The sequence below is a fragment of the Paenibacillus massiliensis subsp. panacisoli DSM 21345 genome (assembly GCF_000426545.1).
GTDB classification, from domain to species: Bacteria; Bacillota; Bacilli; order Paenibacillales; family Paenibacillaceae; genus Paenibacillus; species Paenibacillus panacisoli.
In genome coordinates this window covers 85,499-105,398 of the sequence record NZ_AUFO01000008.1, presented here as the reverse complement: position 1 = coordinate 105,398, position 19,900 = coordinate 85,499, and the positions used below count along the sequence as shown (strand labels likewise).

At 48.8% G+C, this 19,900-nt stretch carries 22 protein-coding genes and 1 riboswitch; of the genes, 20 read left to right on the top strand and 2 right to left on the bottom strand.

Annotated features, from left to right (window positions below):
- Position 1: 1 nt before the first annotated feature.
- The 3 genes from K331_RS0105485 to K331_RS0105475 all read left to right on the top strand — a co-directional run bounded on the left by K331_RS0105485 (position 2) and on the right by K331_RS0105475 (position 2,469).
- Positions 2–415 carry a DUF350 domain-containing protein gene (locus K331_RS0105485; protein ID WP_025680887.1) on the top strand — a complete coding sequence of 138 codons (414 nt, stop codon included), beginning with the start codon at positions 2–4 and terminating at the stop codon, positions 413–415.
- Between the two features lie 79 nt (positions 416–494).
- The gene (locus K331_RS0105480; protein ID WP_028589499.1) at positions 495–1,037 is read left to right on the top strand and encodes a hypothetical protein; all 543 of its coding nucleotides are present in this window, start codon (positions 495–497) and stop codon (positions 1,035–1,037) included.
- Positions 1,038–1,254: 217 nt separating this feature from the next.
- Positions 1,255–2,469 carry an MFS transporter gene (locus tag K331_RS0105475; RefSeq protein ID WP_028589498.1) on the top strand — a complete coding sequence of 405 codons (1,215 nt, stop codon included), beginning with the start codon at positions 1,255–1,257 and terminating at the stop codon, positions 2,467–2,469.
- A gap of 26 nt (positions 2,470–2,495) precedes the next feature.
- Here the strand turns inward: K331_RS0105475 and K331_RS0105470 are convergent, their stop codons facing one another.
- Complete coding sequence (locus K331_RS0105470) at positions 2,496–3,740, bottom strand: NAD(P)/FAD-dependent oxidoreductase (RefSeq protein WP_028589497.1); 1,245 nt, start codon at positions 3,738–3,740, stop codon at positions 2,496–2,498.
- Between the two features lie 268 nt (positions 3,741–4,008).
- On the opposite strand from K331_RS0105470, the gene K331_RS0105465 reads away from it, so the two are divergent.
- The 13 genes from K331_RS0105465 to K331_RS0105405 all read left to right on the top strand — a co-directional run bounded on the left by K331_RS0105465 (position 4,009) and on the right by K331_RS0105405 (position 13,476).
- Positions 4,009–4,242, top strand: a complete 234-nt coding sequence (locus K331_RS0105465; protein ID WP_018887820.1) for a hypothetical protein — start codon at positions 4,009–4,011, stop codon at positions 4,240–4,242.
- A 120-nt stretch (positions 4,243–4,362) separates the two neighbouring features.
- Positions 4,363–4,752: a spore coat protein gene (locus K331_RS0105460; RefSeq protein ID WP_025680891.1), complete on the top strand. Its 390-nt coding sequence runs from the start codon at positions 4,363–4,365 to the stop codon at positions 4,750–4,752.
- 213 nt (positions 4,753–4,965) lie between these two features.
- Entirely contained in the window at positions 4,966–5,466 is a 501-nt protein-coding gene (locus K331_RS0105455) for an Lrp/AsnC family transcriptional regulator (protein ID WP_018887822.1), read from the top strand.
- 16 nt (positions 5,467–5,482) lie between these two features.
- A complete protein-coding gene (locus K331_RS0105450; protein ID WP_028589496.1) occupies positions 5,483–6,697 on the top strand; it encodes an aminotransferase class I/II-fold pyridoxal phosphate-dependent enzyme in 1,215 nt (404 codons plus the stop codon).
- 96 nt (positions 6,698–6,793) lie between these two features.
- Complete coding sequence (locus K331_RS0105445; protein WP_018887824.1) at positions 6,794–7,018, top strand: aspartyl-phosphate phosphatase Spo0E family protein; 225 nt, start codon at positions 6,794–6,796, stop codon at positions 7,016–7,018.
- 94 nt (positions 7,019–7,112) lie between these two features.
- The gene (locus tag K331_RS0105440; RefSeq protein WP_028589495.1) at positions 7,113–7,670 is read left to right on the top strand and encodes a hypothetical protein; all 558 of its coding nucleotides are present in this window, start codon (positions 7,113–7,115) and stop codon (positions 7,668–7,670) included.
- Between the two features lie 38 nt (positions 7,671–7,708).
- Positions 7,709–8,278, top strand: a complete 570-nt coding sequence (locus K331_RS0105435; RefSeq protein ID WP_028589494.1) for a cob(I)yrinic acid a,c-diamide adenosyltransferase — start codon at positions 7,709–7,711, stop codon at positions 8,276–8,278.
- Complete coding sequence (locus K331_RS28985; RefSeq protein ID WP_051289653.1) at positions 8,275–9,279, top strand: RluA family pseudouridine synthase; 1,005 nt, start codon at positions 8,275–8,277, stop codon at positions 9,277–9,279. The genes K331_RS0105435 and K331_RS28985 overlap by 4 nt, the downstream gene beginning before the upstream one ends.
- Before the next feature lie 52 nt (positions 9,280–9,331).
- Positions 9,332–9,697, top strand: a complete 366-nt coding sequence (locus K331_RS0105425; RefSeq protein ID WP_028589493.1) for an arsenate reductase family protein — start codon at positions 9,332–9,334, stop codon at positions 9,695–9,697.
- A 206-nt stretch (positions 9,698–9,903) separates the two neighbouring features.
- Positions 9,904–10,773, top strand: coding sequence for a 5'-3' exonuclease (locus K331_RS0105420; protein ID WP_036634306.1), 870 nt, complete (start codon positions 9,904–9,906; stop codon positions 10,771–10,773).
- 54 nt (positions 10,774–10,827) lie between these two features.
- The gene (locus K331_RS0105415; protein ID WP_051289677.1) at positions 10,828–11,448 is read left to right on the top strand and encodes an MOSC domain-containing protein; all 621 of its coding nucleotides are present in this window, start codon (positions 10,828–10,830) and stop codon (positions 11,446–11,448) included.
- Position 11,449: 1 nt separating this feature from the next.
- Complete coding sequence (locus K331_RS0105410; RefSeq protein ID WP_018887831.1) at positions 11,450–12,322, top strand: ROK family protein; 873 nt, start codon at positions 11,450–11,452, stop codon at positions 12,320–12,322.
- A gap of 152 nt (positions 12,323–12,474) precedes the next feature.
- Positions 12,475–13,476, top strand: coding sequence for an HRDC domain-containing protein (locus K331_RS0105405; protein ID WP_028589490.1), 1,002 nt, complete (start codon positions 12,475–12,477; stop codon positions 13,474–13,476).
- A gap of 74 nt (positions 13,477–13,550) precedes the next feature.
- On the opposite strand, the gene corA is transcribed toward K331_RS0105405, so the two are convergent.
- Positions 13,551–14,486, bottom strand: coding sequence for a magnesium/cobalt transporter CorA (gene corA, locus K331_RS0105400; protein ID WP_018887833.1), 936 nt, complete (start codon positions 14,484–14,486; stop codon positions 13,551–13,553).
- Between the two features lie 417 nt (positions 14,487–14,903).
- Positions 14,904–15,019, top strand: a riboswitch (SAM riboswitch).
- Positions 15,020–15,135: 116 nt separating this feature from the next.
- On the opposite strand from corA, the gene metA reads away from it, so the two are divergent.
- The 4 genes from metA (at position 15,136) to mqnC (ending at position 19,818) form a co-directional block, all read left to right on the top strand.
- A complete protein-coding gene (gene metA, locus K331_RS0105395; protein ID WP_028589489.1) occupies positions 15,136–16,053 on the top strand; it encodes a homoserine O-acetyltransferase MetA in 918 nt (305 codons plus the stop codon).
- A gap of 55 nt (positions 16,054–16,108) precedes the next feature.
- Positions 16,109–17,293, top strand: coding sequence for an aminotransferase class I/II-fold pyridoxal phosphate-dependent enzyme (locus K331_RS0105390; protein WP_028589488.1), 1,185 nt, complete (start codon positions 16,109–16,111; stop codon positions 17,291–17,293).
- Positions 17,290–18,468, top strand: coding sequence for an aminotransferase class I/II-fold pyridoxal phosphate-dependent enzyme (locus K331_RS0105385; protein WP_028589487.1), 1,179 nt, complete (start codon positions 17,290–17,292; stop codon positions 18,466–18,468). Before K331_RS0105390 ends, K331_RS0105385 begins: the two co-directional genes overlap by 4 nt.
- Positions 18,469–18,681: 213 nt before the next feature.
- Positions 18,682–19,818, top strand: a complete 1,137-nt coding sequence (gene mqnC / locus K331_RS0105380; RefSeq protein WP_018887837.1) for a cyclic dehypoxanthinyl futalosine synthase — start codon at positions 18,682–18,684, stop codon at positions 19,816–19,818.
- Positions 19,819–19,900 lie beyond the last annotated feature (82 nt).

The window sequence follows — 19,900 nt, the reverse complement described above, 5'->3', positions numbered from 1 at the left end:
TTTGATGATAGATCAATTGTTATCTTACCCGCTGGGGATGATGCTGGGCTACTTTTCAGTAGCGGTATTGCAGCTGATTGTGTTTTTGTATTGTTTTGAATTGGTGACGCGGTATAAATGCTGGGACGAGATTCGAAAAGGGAATGTAGCGGTCGCTATGGCGACTGGAGGGAAAATATTCGGCATATGCAATGTACTCAGATTCAGTATCCTTGCCAAAGCAAGTGTCTACGATGCCATGATCTGGTCAACGGTTGGTTTCTTTCTGTTGCTGGCTGCCTACTTCCTTTTTGAATTTCTGACCCCTGTATTCTCGATCGACAAGGAGATTAAGGAAGATAATCGGGCTGTAGGATTATTCGCTATGCTCATTTCGGTATCTCTATCCTTCGTTATTGGTGCCAGCATTGTATAATCGCCCTTGAGATGTGAAATGGATTCACGAGTAAATGATAATGACTTTGAGCTGAACGTAAGAACGGAGGAGCAATAAGATGGAAGCAACTGTATGCCCGTGGTGCCATACTGAGATCGTATGGGATGAGGAGATTGGGCCAGAGAAGGAATGTCCTTACTGCCACAATGAATTGGATGGTTATCGCACCATTAGTGTGCATTTGGATGAAGATGAGGGCGAGGAAGAGCAGGCAGCCGTTACAGAAGCGGCTGATGACGATCTGGGCTGGGATGAGGAAGGGATGTACAACGTTCCTGTTCCACATACCCTGCAGAGACTGCAGGAAGAGGGGACAGACCTTGGAGCTTATCAGGATCGTGTACAGCAGGCATTGGATGGACAGGAGGAAGTACCAGAATGTCCACAATGCAGAGAGTATATGCTGCTTACAGGCACACAGGAGGTAACTGCGGATACCTTCAAGCCTGCAATACCAGCTTCCCTTGGAAAGCCTGTTATGCAGCCTCCTTTTCACATGAATGTCTATGTGTGCACTAGCTGCTTCCACATTCAACACGCTTTGGCAGAGAATGATCGTGTACGCATGATTAAACATCTTGCGGCAGGAGACAACCGGTAATATTGGATGGACACAGGACTATGATTGGTTAAGAATACTTCAATTGCAAGCACTAAAGCATGTAGCGGCAGCTCGATCAGAAAATGATGAGAGCTGTCGTTTTTTGCTATTTTTCAAAAAAAATCTGATGATATGAAAGGACATGTTTTGCTGAATTAGGGGTATCTTAAAGTGGAGCGGCATCTAACGGCGGCAGCTATTGGATAGGGGGAACCATATGAGGACTAACCTCAACTTACAGTCTATTCTGCTGCTTGGCATGAATGGGCTGTTTGTATTTGCCGGAGCTTTATCTGGTACTTTTTTGAATGTGTACCTATGGAAGGCGAAGCAGGATTATATCATGATTGGCTGGTTCACCGTCAGTCAGCAGCTGGCCCTTGGATTAACCTTTTGGCTGGCAGGAAAATGGGTCAAGGAGCACAACAAGATGAACGCCTTGCGACTAGGTACGGCGCTGTCAGGATTGTTCTATCTGGTGATCCTGTGGCTAGGGCCCAAGTCCATCGATTATATCTGGCCTTTGGGGATAGTTCTTGGTGCTGCACTCGGGCTGTTCTGGCTGGCATTCAACGTGGTGTATTTCGAGGTAACGGATCGCGATAGTCGTGATAAATTCAATGGATGGGTAGGGCTACTTGGTTCCTTTGCTGGAATTGTCGGTCCTCTACTGTCAGCATGGATTATAGCCAAAATGTCGGATGATGCTGGTTACCGGGTGATTTTCACAATCTCCCTGGGTATCTATGTAGGTGGTGTCGTGCTGAGCTTTTTCTTGAAAAAACGCAAAGTCGAAGGGACGTATCATTGGCTCGAGCCCGTTCATCGCTTGCGGGGAGAGAAGAGCTGGAGATGGCTTTCCTTGGGGCTCATCGCACAGGGTGTGCGTGAAGGTGTATATTCGTTTTTGTTCATCCTGATGGTCTATGTCGTCACGAATCAGGAATGGAAGCTGGGGCAATTCTCGTTAATTACCTCGGCGGTATCCCTGTTCAGCTTCTGGGCAGTCGGCAAATGGCTAAAGCCGCGATTTCGAACGTCGGGAATGCTGCTCGGCGCTGTATTGCTGGTGGCTGTCATGTGCCCATTACTGTGGAAAATGAACTACACGATACTGCTGCTCGCCGGAGCTGGAACGGCATTGTTCATTCCGCTGTATATCATCCCCATGATCTCCTTAGGCTTTGATCTCATGGCGGCATCGGGGGAGGATGTCAAGCTGCGGGTAGAATTGGTCGTCCTGCGTGAGCTGAGCCTGATGACGGGGCGCTTGGTCGGTACACTGATATTTATCGGTGTGTTGTCACTCAGTCAAGCTCCACAGGTGATCATCTGGCTGCTCATTGGCCTTGGAACAGCTCCAGTCTTTGGGTGGCTGTGCATACGTCCGGTGCTGCAGTCTGCAGGCTGGCAGTCGAAGCCTGATGCTTGAATGCATCAGGCTCGTTACACATTCCCCTATGTAGATCTCATGGGGGCGCTATGGTACGGTGATGGCTTGGTTGTACGGGTCAGCGAGAAGAGATCCAGTTCAGGACGTGATGTCCCGGTGATCTCATCGGTAAGCAGCTGTGCAGCCATCATACTTGTCACGGCACCATTCCCTCCGTATCCCTCCAGAAAATAGCAGTGAGAAAAACGAGGATGACTCCCTATATAAGGCAAGCCATCATGTGTAGTGCCAAAGACTGCTCCCCATGCGTAATCAATCTGTAGCTCCAGCCTCGGAAAATGCTCCTGCAGACGCTCCAGCAAGACCTGCTGCTGGTGAACGATACGCCGTTCGCGTTCCTCAGGTATGAGCACCTCTTCATCCAAGCCTCCGCAAATGATTCGATTGTCTACCGTGGTACGCATGTACAAATAGGGCCTGGCCGTCTCCCAGATCAGGCAGCGTTCATACCAGTCATCCAGATTGTCAACAGGCTTCGTAACAATGGCATAAGAGCTCTCTAGCACTGCCCCTGCATCCCGTTTGATTTCTTGTGTCTCATACCCTGTAGAGAAGACAACCCGCTGTGCACGGATTCGTCCGTCTGGAGTATGACAGAGAACACCATCCTCCAGAAATTCCAAACGCTTGGCCTCGGTATGCTCATATATACGTAGACCTTTCTCTACAGCCGATTGAAGTAAACCCAGCGCGAAGCGGAACGGGTTCACCTCTGCATCCCCGCTCGTGTACAAGGCTGCAGGCTTCGTGAAGGGTAGACGCTGGCTTATATCTTGCTCACTCCAGTAGTCTACAGGGAAATCATGTGCTCTGAGATGCTCATATTCCGTCTGCAGCTTGGACACATCCTCCGGCGTACTGGCGTAATATAAGCTGCTGCGTCGAATGAACTTCGGGTCTGTCGGGATATTTTGGCTTAGCATCTCCAGCTGCTCCAGCGACTGCTGGCACAATTTATAGAATAATACCCCGTTCTCTTCTCCGAAAGTGTTCATGAATGAAGTCAACGACTTGTCATTGCTGTATTGTAATAGCCCTGTGTTAGCAGAGGAGCTCCCGTGAGCAACCTTTCTCTTGTCGATCAGCACGGTGTCCACTTGCCGATCTGTCAGCAGTCGGGAGATCAACGAGCCGCCCATACCGCCACCTATGATTAATACATCACAGCTAATATCTTCGGTTAACGGAGAATGCTGCGAGGTGTTACCTACAGTTGTTGGCCAATATAAACGTCCATTCGTTAAGATCATCTCGATCATCCCTTCTAAAAAGTCGTAAGAACAGATGCAAGAACTGATACTGGCATTTTTGTATTTTTCAAAAAAAGGTCATTATTTCTGTTGTGTCATAAAATTCGCAGTATAGGACAATCTAACTAGCGATGAAGTTACTGGACTGATCTGCCTGACTACATATCAGATTTGGGCCTGCCCGAGCGATTGTGCGGTGGGCACTTGTCGTATAGCTATACAGGCGGCTTGGTCCAGCAAGCATCTACATGATGAAGGAGGACATACCATGCAATCCATGCAAATGCAGCCTTTAACCACGAAAGAACTGGAGTACATTATGGATTCCATTTCCAATGAGGAGCTATTGTTGAAGCAGTGCACAGCTACCGCGGCCTCCAGCCAGCAGCCAGCTATTCAGCAAGCCTGCATGCAGTTCGCACGAACTCATGAGCAGCACCTGAACATGCTGATCCAGGCTCTGCATCAGCATCAGCAGCTGGCTCCTACCCAGCCCCAATAACGATTCGAGAGTCTATCTGTCAGCAGCCTGGCTCATTAGGCTTTATGACATCCACTCAGCATGCAGCCCAGGGTCATTCGTCCCTAAGCTCGAACAATTGATCAAGGAGGGAACACGTTCATGTATTCCAATCAAAACACTAATTCATTTATGCCCGAAGAGGATTTGCTGTATACCATTCTGGCCGATCTGAAGCGCACATCCCGAGAGTATACGACGGCCACGACAGAATCTGCATGTCCTACCGTTCGTCAGCTATTCAACGACCTGACTGGTGCCACGCTTCGTCAACAAGGAGATCTCTTCCGTCTTATGCAGCAAAATCAGATGTATACATTGGGGGGAAAAGCTCTTCGTCAGGAGATGGACAAGCAGATCCAGGAGGCGCACAAGACTCAGCAAAAATGCCAGCAATTCATGCAACAAAAGCAGGCTTCCACTAGTGGCATGTACGGTCAAGCTCAGCAACAGGGGCACTACGGCCATACAAGCAATTCTTATTATATGTAAACGAGTGTAGTGCCTTTGAAGCAGTGATACTTGAGACCGCCTGTATCCTTTTTATGGAGCAGGCGGTTTTTTTACTTTGTAATTATTGTTATCTATGATTACTAATTATTGTTGTCGGGTGATTGCTCTATACGATTTCTGAAAATGCTTGCTTTGCATAGCTAATGAATTATTGTAATATGAATATTAATCTCTTTTCGTGGAGGCTTATACATGACACAGGTGAATGAATTAAAGCTGAGAATTATGGATCTCTTGAAGGAAGATGCGAGAAGGACCCCTTCACTGCTTGCAACCATGCTGGGTGCAACTGAGGAGGAGGTCAAATCCGCCATTCAAGAGCTTGAAGATGAGCATGTCATTGTTAAATACGCGGCAGTAGTCAACTGGGACAAGGTGGATGACGAGAAGGTAACTGCCTTGATCGAGGTTCAAATTACACCAGAGCGTGGCAGAGGGTTCGAAGGAATTGCCGAGCGAATCTATTTGTATCCACAGGTGAAATCTGTCTATCTAATGTCAGGAGCCTATGATCTGCTTGTGGAGGTTGAGGGTCGCAATTTGCGTGAGGTTGCGAATTTTGTGTCCGAGAAGCTCTCCCCAATTGATTCAGTACTATCTACCAAGACGAATTTCACATTGAAAAAATACAAGCAGGACGGCATTATCTTCGAAGACAAGGAAGAAGATAAGCGCCTGAAGATTTCACCATAAGAAAGAAGGATATCTTATGACTCTCAAACAGCAGCAGGAATCTGTCACACATAGCAAACCAATGAGCTCTTATCTGGCGCCACAGGTCCGTGATATCCCGCCTTCAGGCATCCGCAAATTTTTTGATCTCGTAGGCACCAACAAAAATATTATCACACTGGGTGTCGGTGAGCCGGATTTCGTTACGCCATGGCATGTAAGGGAAGCGTGTGTATATTCACTGGAGCGGGGCTTCACGAGCTACACCTCCAATGCGGGGACACCAGAGCTGCGCGAGGCGATCAGCGATTATCTGGATGAGCGGTTTTCTGTACGCTATGATGCGAAGGATGAGATAATAGTGACGGTTGGGGGAAGCGAAGCCATTGATCTGGCTCTTCGTGCCCTTATTACCCCAGGAGATGAGATTCTCATTCCGGAGCCTAGCTATATTTCCTATTCTCCTATTGCTTATATTGGCGGAGGCGTGCCAGTCGGCATCGAGATGTTCGCTGATAATAACTTCAAGCTGACGGCTGAAGCGCTGGAGGCCAAGATTACACCTCGCTCGAAGGTGCTCATTCTGTGCTATCCGAGCAATCCGACTGGAGGAACGATGACCTATGAGGATTGGCTGCCGATCGCCGAGGTTGTGAAGAAGCATGATCTGATTGTGATCTCGGATGAAATCTATGCCGAGCTTACCTATGGTCAGAATCATTCGAGCTTTGCCTCTGTTCCTGGCATGAAGGATCGTACCATTCTGGTGAGTGGCTTCTCCAAAGCCTTCGCTATGACGGGCTGGAGAGTGGGCTACACCTGCGGACATCCGGAGCTGATTTCGGCGATGCTGAAAATTCACCAGTATACCGTCATGTGTGCTTCGTCCATGGGACAGGTAGCCGCCCTTGAAGCATTGCGCAACGGTAAAGAGGAGAAGGAGCGCATGGTCGATTCCTATAATCAGCGCCGTCGATTAATGGTGCAAGGGCTAAAGGATATCGGTCTGGATTGCCATGAACCACAGGGAGCATTCTATGTCTTTCCGAGTATTCAGTCTACCGGCTTGAGCTCCGATGAATTCGCCCAGAGACTTCTCGCAGAAGGCAATGTGGCTGCCGTGCCAGGGAATGTATTTGGATTGGGTGGAGAAGGCTACCTTCGCTGCTCCTATGCGACTTCAGTAGCACAATTGACCGAGGCACTCGATCGAATCGGACAATTTGTGTATAAAGTTAAAAAAGAAGGATAAGAAGTTTGAAAAATTTACAAAATATGCTTTTCATTTTTGGAATATGTGTTATAATTTGTAATCGTTAAGGGAAGATCATTTCAAGGAGGAATGTTTTTGATTTGCGTCGAACAACAACAGCCTAAGTCAGTCGCAAGCAGCATTTCTCTGGAAGACGAAATACTGTACCTGCGCGATGAAATGGTGAGGATGTTCCAACAGGAGGAGTCACTTACTTCTGATTTGGTAGTCGAGATCAGTTGTCAGCTGGATCTGAAGATCAATGAATATATGAAATCATATTATGTGAAGAAGAGCTTTAAGTCATTGCACTCTGGGTGATTTAAGCTTGAATTGGGGGACCCTTCGGGGTCTTCTTTTGTTGTACCCTTCACTTGTGCTATATTGAAAGAATGAATGGGAGGGCTGGAAGTAGATGAAAATGATGCGGTTGGTGCTTGGAGTATTTGCTATTATTTTGCTGGCAGGCTGTGGAGCGAAGGAGGATACATTCTCCATATTTATTATTGATAATCAAGGAGACCCTGGCCAGATCCAGGATCAGATGCAGCAGTTGCTACAGGAGAAGCTGGGGGAAGAGGGGACCAAGATCGAGGTTGCTGCGAGTCCAATTTATGACAGGCAAAAGCTGTTAATTGAATATGTTGCGGGTGAGCATGACCTGTTCATTCTACCGGAAGAGGATATGAAGATAAATGGAAATCAAGGTGGTAACCTGCCTCTTGATGAATATTTTGATGCAGATACGTACAAGAACGGTGTTTTTGAAGGCGGTGTCTTCAAGCCAGTGAACCGGGATGGCAAGGAAGTGGAGGATATCGTGCAGGAGACACATCTGTATGGAATTCCGGCAGCAGAGACGGCGTTATTTCAGGAATTAAAGTATACTTCTCCTAATTTGTTCGTGACGGTTCCGCCTAGAACCTCCAATATTGATGAAGCAATCAAAGTAATAAAGGCTATCGTGGAATAAGGGCAATGCGAGATAAGTGCTGAAGGAGATGATGGACAGTGGGAGTATATACACGTACAGGTGATGAAGGACAGACCTCGGTGATCGGAGGACGAGTCCGCAAGGATGATGACCGCGTCGAGGCTTATGGCACGATAGACGAATTGAACAGCTTTGTTGGACAGGCTATTAGCTTTGCTGAAGGCGAGTTGTTTCAGGATGTGCGTGAGCAGCTGCAGGAGATCCAGCAGGAGCTGTTCGATTGCGGGTCTGATCTGGCGTTCGTCAAGCTGAATGAGAGCAAGTACAAGGTGAAGGACGAAATGGCAGCACGTCTGGAGCAATGGATTGACCGTTGTGAGGAGGAGAATCCGAAGGTAGAGCGCTTTATTATTCCTGGTGGGAGCCAGCTCTCATCGACGCTGCATGTGTGCAGAACAGTGTGTCGCCGTGCGGAACGTCGGGCAGTTACACTTGGAGCGCATACCGACATTAATCCGGCTGTAAGAATGTATCTGAATCGGCTATCCGATTATTTCTTCGTACTAGCGCGTACTGCGAATGTACGGCTTGGTTTTCCCGATGTGGAGTACTTGCGGAGCAAAAAGGTGTTCGGGAGAAAAAAATGACACTGTATTACAAGCCAATTGAATATATAGTATCCCCGGAGGAGAACGGATTACTGCTCAAGACGATTTTACAGAAGCGTATGGGCGTATCCCGCAAGCTCCTCTCCCGTCTCAAGATGACGGAGCAGGGGATTATGCTGAACGGAGAGCGGGTATACATCAGTGTGCGTGTATCTACGGGGGATCTCATTCAGCTTCGGATGGAACAGGAGGTATCGGAGGACATTTTGCCTGAGCCCATACCGTTCGACATTTTGTACGAGGATGAGCATTTGCTGGTTGTGAACAAGGCTGCGGGTCTGATCGTGCATCCGACGCATGGTCACTACACGGGGACACTGGCTAATGGAATTGTTCACTACTGGCGTGAACAGGGGCTTGCTTACCGCTTCAGACCGGTTCATCGGCTTGATCAGGAGACGAGCGGGGCGCTTGCGATTGCGAAGAATCCTTATGTGCACCAGCACATCTCGGAGCAGATGATTGCAGGCACAGTAGATAAGCTGTATACAGCGTTCGTACATGGCAGCCCGCCGCATCCTACCGGAATGCTGGACGGGCCTATTGATCGTGATCCGGAGGAGCCGCATCGACGCATCGTGACGCCAACAGGCTATCCTGCGCTGACCAAATATCAGGTAGAGCAGCAGTGGGCGGCAGCGAGCAAGGTATCTCTGAAGCTGGAGAGTGGTCGTACACATCAGATTCGAGTGCATATGACGCATTTGGGGTGCTCGCTGATCGGAGACAAGATGTACAAGCACAGGCCAATGGCTGCCGATTCACCGGAGAGCTTGGCGTTCGAGGTTCTGGACATGCGCATCGAGAGACATGCACTGCATGCCTCCAAGCTGGTACTGGAGCATCCGATTACCCGAGAGCGACTCGTATTCCAGGCACCGTTACCCGAGGACATGGCAAGCCTGGAACGGTATTTGAATAGTAATAGTAATAGTAATAGTAATAGTAATAGTAATAGTAATAGTAATAGCAAAGATTAAGTGGGTCTGTTGAAGGCCCCGATCAGCGATGGAATGTAACTGGAGGGATATTATGAGTAACTTGATCGTCTATCAATATGATAAATGCGGGACCTGTCGGAAGGCAGTCAAATGGTTGAGGGAGCAGGATCACGAGCTGGAGCTTCGCCCTATTTTTGACCAACCACCAGGTGTGGAGGAGTTAGCCCTGCTCGTTGCCAAGAGCGGTCTGGAGCTTAAGAAGTTCTTCAACACGAGTGGAGAGGTCTACAAGGAGCTTCAGCTGAAGGACAAGCTACCTGGCATGAGCCGGGAAGAGCAGCTGGCCTTGCTTGCCTCCAATGGAAGGCTGATCAAGAGGCCGATCGTCACAGATGGGGATCAGGTTACGGTGGGCTTCAAGGAGGAAACCTTCACCGAGGTATGGAGCAAGGCATAGTTCGAGCTATAAGGCTGTGCTAGTCGCCTGCTGACCAGCTTGACTAGCCTGATTATGCATATGCTGCAAGCCGAGTGCATTTACCCAGTGCATTTACCCAGTGCATTTACTGGAAGTCACGCCGTTCTTATACGAGGTATGCTATACTTGGATGAAATATTACAGGAATAGGAGCGGAACAAGAAGTGAAGCAACAGCAATCCGTAATGCTCGTAGATGGTATGGCACTGCTGTTTCGTGCGTATTACGCGACAGCCTCAAGCGGTTATATCCGCAGAACCCGTGATGGGGTGCCTACGAATGCCGTTTACGGCTTTATACGTTATTTTTGGGATGCGGTTCAGACCTATGAACCTTCACATGTGGTCTGCTGCTGGGATATGGAAGGACAGACCTTTCGTGGAGAGCAGTTCACAGCTTACAAGGGCAACCGACCTTCGGCACCAGAGGACCTGGTCCCTCAATTCAGTCTGATTCGTGAGGTGGTGGACAGTCTAGGTATTCCCAACATCAGCGCGGCAGGCTATGAAGCCGATGACTGTATTGGTACCTTGGCGAAGCACTACAGCCGTGAAGAAGAAATGAACGTGCTGGTTCTCTCCGGCGATCATGATCTGCTGCAGCTGGTGGATGAGCGTGTGTCGGTCATTATTATGAAAAAAGGGCATGGCAACTATAAGCTCTATACCCCAGATTCCTTGGTAGAGGAGAAGGGACTTCAGCCGCAGCAAATTATTGATCTGAAAGGACTCATGGGTGATACCAGCGATAACTATCCTGGCGTCCGCGGCATTGGCGAGAAGACTGCACTGAAGTTAATACAGGAATTCGGTTCGATTGATGTCCTGTTAAGCCGCCTTGATGAGCTGACTCCATCGGTTCGAAAGAAGATTGAGAGCGATCTGGAGATGCTGCATCTCTCACGGACACTGGCACGGATTCACTGTGAGGTGCCTGTTGCTTGTTCACTGGATAGCAGCGTACTTCAGCTTGATCCAGCACTGGTGCTTGAGAAGTTCGAACAGTTGGAAATGAAGAGCTTGTGCAGCTTGATGGGCGTGGCTGTAGGCTCATAGGGAGGGGAGCATGTGACTGGGCTTGATGCTAAAGTCATCTCGGTGAATGTGAGTATGCCATCACCGCTGCAGTATGGTGATAAGCAGATACTAAGCGGTATTTATAAAAAGCCGGTACAGCATCCGGTGATGCTGACCCATACTGGTCTTGCGGGGGACGGACAGGCGGACCTCATTAACCATGGAGGTCCTGATAAGGCTGTATGTATCTACGATATCGACCGCTATGCCTTATTCGAACAAGAGATGGGGCGACAGCTCACCTTCGGTGCTTTCGGGGAGAATTTATCTCTTCAAGGAGCCGTTGAGGACGATGTGTATATTGGAGATATCTTCCGTATTGGACAAGCCGTAGTACAGGTGAGTCAGCCAAGGCAGCCTTGCTTCAAGCTGGCGGCTCGGTATGATTGGAAGGAGCTGCCGCTTCGCTTCCAATCAACCGGGTATACCGGTTATTATTTCAGAGTGCTGGAGGAAGGCGAGGTCGCGCGGGGAGATTCATTACATCTATTGGATCGGCCTCAGCATCCATTTACGGTGATGAGAGCCAACCGAATTAAGTACCTGGAGAAGAATGATCTGGAGCAAGCCAGGGCGCTGATGGAGCTGGATGCCTTGTCAGGCAGCTGGAAGGATTCATTGTACAAGCGAGTAGCAGGGGAAGGGGAACGATAGAATGAAGGTATTGGGAGCCATTGAAGCAGGCGGTACCAAATTTGTGTGTGGAATTGGAAATGAGCAGGGCGAGGTACTGGAACGGGTCAGCTTTCCGACGACTACACCGGAAGAGACGATGAAGCTGGTCGTTGATTATTTTACGGGAAAACAAGTCGAAGCCATCGGTGTTGGCTCCTTCGGTCCGATCGACCCGATTGTGGGCAGTCATACATATGGTTACATTACTACGACTCCGAAGCCGCATTGGGGAAATTACAATCTGATCGGCAAGCTGAAGGAGCATTTTGACGTGCCGATGAATTTCGATACCGATGTTAACGGTGCGGCTCTAGGTGAGTCCACTTGGGGAGCAGCCAAGGGCACGGACAACTGTATCTACATTACGGTGGGCACAGGAATCGGTGTAGGCGCTGTAGTCGGCGGCAAGATACTACACGGCCTGTCACATCCGGAGATGGGACATATTGTCGTGCGCCGTCATCCGGATGACTCCTATGAAGGAACTTGCCCATACCATAAGGATTGTCTGGAGGGACTGGCGGCTGGCCCGTCGCTTGGCAGACGTTGGAATGTGCAGGGAGCGGAACTGTCTGCAGATCACCCTGCCTGGGAGATGGAAGCCTATTACCTGGCACAGGCATTGATGAATTATGTACTTATTTTGTCACCACAAAAGATTATTATGGGTGGTGGTGTGATGAAGCAGGAGCAGTTGTTCCCGCTCATCCGCACCAAGCTGCAGGAGCTGTTGAACGGATATGTACAGCATGCAGCACTGACTACGGATATTGATCAATATATCGTACCTCCAGGCCTTGGCGACAACGCTGGACTGGCCGGGGCATTGGCTCTGGCAAATCTTGCACGCTAACGTTTGACGATTGGACATGAACAGAGTATTATTACAGTAACAGAACAGCACGGAATGATAAGGGAAGCACCTTTCTTGCCAATGGCAGGGGAGGTGCTTTTTTTGTGCTTATCTGTATATATTTTGATGTGTGAACAGGAGGAACGAACGACATGGAGATTGTATTCTTGAACAGGCTGCACAAGGACGATGGCCAAGAGGCGGAAGCATTCGCCCAGATCTGGATTGGAGAGCAGGACGGACTATGGAGTACAGGCTGGAGTGAGGATGCGAGAGAGGAAGAAAACGAAATCTGGTATGAAGGTGGGAATTGGTCGGAGCTGCTATGCATCTACCGCTATCAGCTTGCGCAGAAGCTGTCAGCTGGATATCGACCTTTGTTAGAGGGAGTTTTTCATGAGCATGATGAGAGTAGCGGACGTGTCAAAGCGATTCAGCAGCTGTATTGTTACAGTGAGCTGCATAGCAATGAACAGCTATACGCAGAGCTAGTTGCTTGGCGGCGTAGCCGATCTGCACGTGATCAGCGTGCCCCCTATATGATTGCTGGCAACCGTCTGTTACGATTGATCAGCGCATTTGTCCCGAGAACGGATTCTGAGCTATTAGAGCTACCAGGGATGGGAGATAGCAAGCTGGTGGCCTATGGCAAGGAAATTCTGGAGCTGACGGCTCGTGCGGAGCAGCTGCGATCATTTCCACTGGACTGGGTTCAGGAGGAACTGGATCCGCAGCTATTCGCGAATTGGAGCTACAAGCAGAAGGAGCTTAAATATAAATTGGAGCTGGATCAATTCAACCAACGAAGATGCGTGCTACAAGGAATAGCTGATGGTCAGGGACTGGAGAAGCTCGGGCAGAGCACGGGCTTGCCACGGCGTGAACTGTTGGATTTACTAGAGGAGCTGGCACGTGACGGCTGTAATCTGGAGCCATTGATCATGCAGGAGCTGACACCGATGTCTGAGGATGAGCAGCATGCCGTCTGGTCAGCCTACGAAGAGCTGGGGGATCAATACCTCAAGCCCGTACTGCATAAAGTATATGGGACCGAGCAGCATGCTGAGGTGCGTAATAGTGATCGTTATGAGCGATTGCGTCTGATTCGGATTCGGTACAGGAGAACCGGCCGACCGATTGTAGCTTGCCAATGAATGAATCAAGCGTGATCAGCTAAATAAAAAGGACGGATTCAGCTAGAGCAGCTGTCCGTCCTGTATCGTTTCTTTCAAATCCAGTCCTTCTTGCGGAAGATGAGATACATGATGGTTCCTAAGAGCACCATAAGTCCGATCACTACATAATAACCATGCTGTGTATGCAGCTCAGGCATGTTGTCGAAGTTCATTCCGTATATACCTGTAATCAGTGTTAATGGGATGAAGATCGTCGTAATGGCTGTAAATACGCGCATGATTTCATTCGCACGATTCGCAATACTTGACTGATAAGCTTCTCGAAGGTTGCCCATCAGATCGCGATAGGTTTCAAAGGTTTCGGAAATTTTTACCGCATTTTCATAAATGTCGCTGAAATACTTCTGTAATTGATCATCAATGAGACGCAAATCACGTTTATTCAGGGTATTGATAACTTCCTTCTGTGGACCAAGTACCTTCTTCAACCACAAAATCTCACTTCGGAGTCCAATGATTTCATTCAGATGCGTCTTCTTCGTATGCATGAGGATATCTTCCTCCAGCTTCTCGATGCGCACCTCGATACGATCACCGACCGTGAAGTAATTATCAACGATTAAGTCAATGAGCAGGTACATGAAACGGTCAGGCTGATGAACCTCCTGCTCCCATAGAATCGGCTTCAGCATCCGAAGCTCATTGATCTTCTGCTTGGTCACGGTAATTATGAAATGTCTTCCGAGAAAAATATTGAGTGCACGCAGGAAGATTTCCTCATCATCAAAGCGAATGCTATTTACAACAATAAAATAATGGCTCTCGTAAATCTCGATTTTGGGGCGCTGTTCCTCTTCGCTGAGACAGTCCTCCACAGCCAGATCATGCATGGAGAACAGGGGCTGCAGCACAATCAGATCATCGACATCTGCATCGATCCAAAAGAAGCCTTCCTCAGGTGGTGTAACGGTCATAGCAATATCATCAATAGGGGTAAAGACCCCGTTCTGTACCAAACGAATTTTCATCGTAATCACTCCTTATGTTCCCGCCACGAGCGGTTGTCAATCACATAAGAAATGAGCGATGCATGGACCAGATTACATACGGGCACCGACATCAATTAAGAAGCCTGGGCAGGCATAGGTATCCCGTCTCCGGCAAGCAAGGCTCATTCCTATATAGTTATCTAGGTTCGTCCGCCTGTTCGAGCTCGGGTCGCCTTCCATTATGATGTCACCCCTCATCTGGAATTAGTATGTGTACAAGGACTCTAGTCCATAGCACTTGTATAGTATAACCTTCGACACCTGCGGCTTTCAAGGGCCAAATCACACGTTCTTCTTGCACAACAGAACAATATGTGTATAATTATGAACAAGTATGATGAATGTAATTGAATTACTGATTGCATTACTAATTGAATAAGCATGAATCAAGTCAATTTCTTATCAAGAGCAGGTGGAGGGACTAGCCCGATGAAGCCCGGCAACCGGCGATACGTCGCACGGTGCTAATTCTTGCAGCATGTCATTATGATGACATGTCTGAGAGATGAGAGAGGCGTATATGGAGTATAAACATGACCTTTCTCGAAACTTTGGGAAGGGTCATTTTTTTTAATCCTCGCAGCTCACAACTCAGATTAATTTCATTATACGAAGGAGGAGAGGGCACATGCCCATCAAGATTCCCGACACGTTACCAGCCAAAGAGATTTTGGCAGGAGAGAACATTTTCGTCATGGACGAAAGCTTAGCTTACCATCAGGATATTCGTCCGCTCCGCATTGCGATACTCAATTTGATGCCAACCAAAGAAACAACCGAGACCCAATTGCTGCGATTGATCGGTAATACCCCGTTGCAGGTAGATGTAACGCTGGTTCACCCTCAATCGCACGTATCGAAGAATACGTCCCAGGAATATCTGGATATGTTCTATAAGACCTTCGATGAGATTCGCAATACCCGATTTGACGGCATGATTATTACAGGGGCTCCGGTGGAACAGCTTGATTTTGAGGATGTGAACTATTGGGATGAAATCCAGCGAATCTTCGACTGGACGAAGACGAATGTGACATCAACCATGCACATATGTTGGGCTTCACAGGCGGGTCTATACCATCATTTTGGTGTTCCTAAGTATCCACTGGAGGACAAATGCTTCGGCGTATTCTCGCATAGTGTTGAGAAGTCCCATGTGAAGCTGCTTCGCGGGTTCGACGAGCTGTTCTATGCTCCTCATTCCCGGCACACCGAGGTTCGGCGTGAAGACATTGTATCCATTGAAGAACTGGAGCTACTGTCCTACTCGGAGGATGCGGGCGTATATATCGTTGCCACCAAGGACGGCAAGCAGATTTTCGTGACGGGTCATTCAGAATATGATCCGTTGTCCTTGAAGTGGGAGTATGACCGTGATGTGGCCAAAGGGCTTGAGGTCAAGCTGCCGTATAACTATTTTCCAAAAGACGATCCGACCCGCACACCACCGTCTGTATGGCGTGCCCATGCGAACTTGCTGTTCTCCAACTGGTTGAATTATTATGTGTACCAAGAGACTCCATACGATATCGGACCTCAGATTTAACCAGAATAAATAGTATAATCATAGAAAATTCATACAGGTGACAGGAGGATTTCATATGGATGACAGAGAGTTGAAGATCGAGAGCAGGCTGGCACAAATTGGTTCCATTAACGACCCGAAGACAGGAGCGGTGAATTTCCCGATCTACCAAGCTACCGCATTTCGCCACCCACGTCTTGGACAGAGCACGGGCTTTGACTACATTCGTACGACCAATCCTACGCGCAAAGTATTGGAGGAGGCGGCTGCACAGCTGGAGTCTGGGGATGCTGGCTTTGCCTGTGCTTCTGGGATGGCTGCGCTGCAGACGATATTCTCGTTATTCGGACAAGGTGATCACCTGATTGTATCGCTCGATCTGTATGGAGGAACTTATCGTTTGTTGGAGCGGATCTTGTCCAAGTTCGGCGTAACAGCAACCTATGTGGATACGAATGATATCGATGCTCTGGAGCAATCCAGACGGGAGAACACCAAGGCAGTATTCATTGAGACGCCAACAAATCCGCTGATGATGATTACAGATATTGAAAGAGTCACCTCCTGGGCGAAGCGGCATGAGCTATTAACCATCGTGGATAACACCCTGCTCACACCGTATTTCCAACGTCCGTTAGAGCTGGGAGCAGACATTGTAATTCACAGTGCAACCAAATATTTGGGTGGACATAACGACGTACTGGCAGGCCTGATCGTCACGAAGGGCAAGGAGCTATCCGAGGAAATGGCCTTCCTTCATAACTCCATTGGCGCGGTGCTGTCACCTAGCGATTCTTATCAGCTCATGAAAGGGATGAAGACCCTCGCTCTTCGTATGGAGCGCCATGAGTACAACTCTCTGAAGATTGCCAATTATCTGCTTACACACCCGGCTGTGGCCGAGGTATTCCATCCGGGACTTGCTGATCATCCAGGACATGATATCCAGTCCAAGCAGTCCAGTGGCAATACAGGCATCTTCTCCTTTAAAGTAACCGATGCTCGCCATGTAGAACCACTCCTGAGACATATTCGCCTGATTGCCTTCGCAGAGAGTCTTGGAGGAGTGGAATCCTTGATGACTTATCCAGCAGTTCAGACGCATGCTGACATTCCATTGGAGATCCGTGAGGCTGTTGGGGTCGATGATCGCTTGCTGCGCTTCTCCGTTGGTATTGAGCATGCTGATGATCTGATTCAGGATCTGGGGCAGGCACTGGAGGCCGCGCGTCGTGAGGTTGAGGAGGGGAATGCGGAATGACGGCAGAGGATAACAGAAATACAGGCAAGGATCGCGCAGCACTGGATTTCGGTACGAAGCTGCTCCATTTTGGCTCCGAGATTGATAAGACGACCGGGGCATCGAGTGTGCCCATCTATCAAGCGTCTACGTTTCATCATCATGATATTTTTAATCCGCCAGTACATGATTACAGCCGTTCGGGCAATCCAACCCGTCAGGCACTGGAGGACTATATTGCACTCCTGGAAGGCGGTGTTCAGGGCTTCGCGTACGCCTCAGGTATGGCTGCAATCTCCAGCTCCTTCATGATGCTCTCGGCGGGAGATCATATCATTGTGACAGAGGACGTCTATGGCGGTACTTACCGACTGCTGACCACGATTCTGAGTCGCATGAATATTGAGACAACGTTCGTGGACATGACTAATCTGGATCAGGTCAAGTCCGCCTATCGACCGAATACCAAGGCAGTCTATATGGAGACCCCATCCAACCCGACGCTCAAGATTACCGATATTGCGGCAGTAACTGCCTGGGCGAAGGAATATGGACTCATTACGTTCCTGGACAATACGTTTATGACACCATACTATCAGCGGCCGCTGGAATTGGGTGTAGATATTGTACTGCACAGTGCTACGAAATTCTTGGGAGGTCACAGTGACGTGCTGGCAGGACTCGCTGTAGCTCGTACAGAAGAGCTCGCTAAGGAACTGAAACGCCTGCAGAACGGGCTAGGCACGGTACTGGGAGCACAGGAATCCTGGCTGCTGATGCGGGGAATGAAGACGCTGGAAGCGCGGATGGTGCACAGTGAGAAGAGTACGGCAAGGCTGGCTGAGTGGCTCAGTCAGCGCTCAGATATTTCTGCCGTGTACTATCCTGGGCTGGCCAACCATCCGGGCCGGGACATTCATGAGCGGCAATCGAGCGGCTATGGTGCAGTAGTATCATTTGATGTGGGTAGCGGTGAGCGAGCCAAGCAGGTCCTGAACAAGGTACAGCTACCGATTGTAGCCGTCAGTCTGGGTGCTGTAGAGAGTATCCTGTCCTATCCGACAATGATGTCCCATGCAGCAATGCCTCCAGAGGTTCGCAAGGAACGCGGCATCACAGATGGATTACTTCGTTTCTCTGTGGGGCTGGAGGGTATTGAAGATTTGATCAAGGACCTGGATCAGGCTCTCAGTTAGTAGTGCTGAGCGTATTTGAATCTTATTTATTTATAGTATTAATTTTATGAATTTTCGGACAGCACCTAGATAAGGTGCTGTTTTTCACATTCGACCTGTGTTACGATGGAGAATAGTAAGAAAGTTTTCATATATCATAGGTTGCATTGTAGATAGCGTCACAGTTCTAATTTATTTTTCAGTTATGGAATACAGGATAGGAGGCACCTAAGAATGAGTACGATTGATCGTATCTTAGATAAAGCTCTGCGGGGCGAGCGTATGAATCTAGAGGACACCATTGCATTATTTGAATCCAATGAGGTAGAGAAGATTGGGGAGGCAGCGAATGTCATCATGAATCGGATGCATCCAGACCCGATCAAGACCTTCGTAATTGGCCGTAATATTAACTATACCAATGTCTGTGATGTATACTGCCGATTCTGCGCCTTTTACCGCCGTCCAGGCTCGGACGAGGGATATGTACTGCCAGATGAATTGATCTTCCAGAAGATTCAAGAGACACAGGATGTGAATGGAACCGAAATTCTGATGCAAGGGGGAACGAACCCCAATTTGCCGTTCAGCTATTACACGGATCTACTGAGACGAATTAAGGAACGTTTCCCGGATATTACGATGCACTCCTTCTCTCCGGCTGAGATTCAGAAAATGAAGGAGGTCTCGGACGGCCTGACACTGGAAGAGGTGATCCGGCAAATTCATGAAGCGGGTCTGGATTCGCTGCCAGGTGGTGGGGCGGAAATTCTCGATGACCGGACGCGGCGTAAGATCAGCCGACTGAAGGGCTCCTGGACAGATTGGATGGACGTGATGAAGACAGCTCATCGCATTGGCATGAACACGACTGCTACGATGGTTATTGGCTTGGGCGAATCCATGGAGGAGCGCGCGCTGCATCTGATGCGGGTACGTGATGCCCAAGATGAGTGCATTGCCAACAAATACGATTCCGAGGGCTTCCTCGCATTCATCCCGTGGACGTTCCAGCCGGATAATACGAACCTGAAGCTGGAGAGACAGACACCCGAGGAATACTTGAAGACTGTAGCAATCAGTCGGATTGTTCTTGATAATATCAAGCATCTGCAGTCCTCTTGGGTCACGATGGGACCTGAGATCGGCAAGCTCTCGTTGCGCTATGGCTGTGATGACTTTGGCAGCACCATGATTGAGGAGAATGTCGTATCGGCCGCGGGCGCTACCTATAAGGTGAACATCGATTCGATACTGCAACTCATTCGTGAGACAGGTAATACTCCGGCTCAACGGAATACACGCTATGACATCCTGCGTATGTTTGATGGATCGAAGCAGGCAGAACGCGACTTTATCATGCAAAATTAATACAAACCACTTTCGGACTGAATAATACCAAAAAGCTTGTGCAGGTAAGAGAATGACGATCATCATTCATCTTACTGCACAA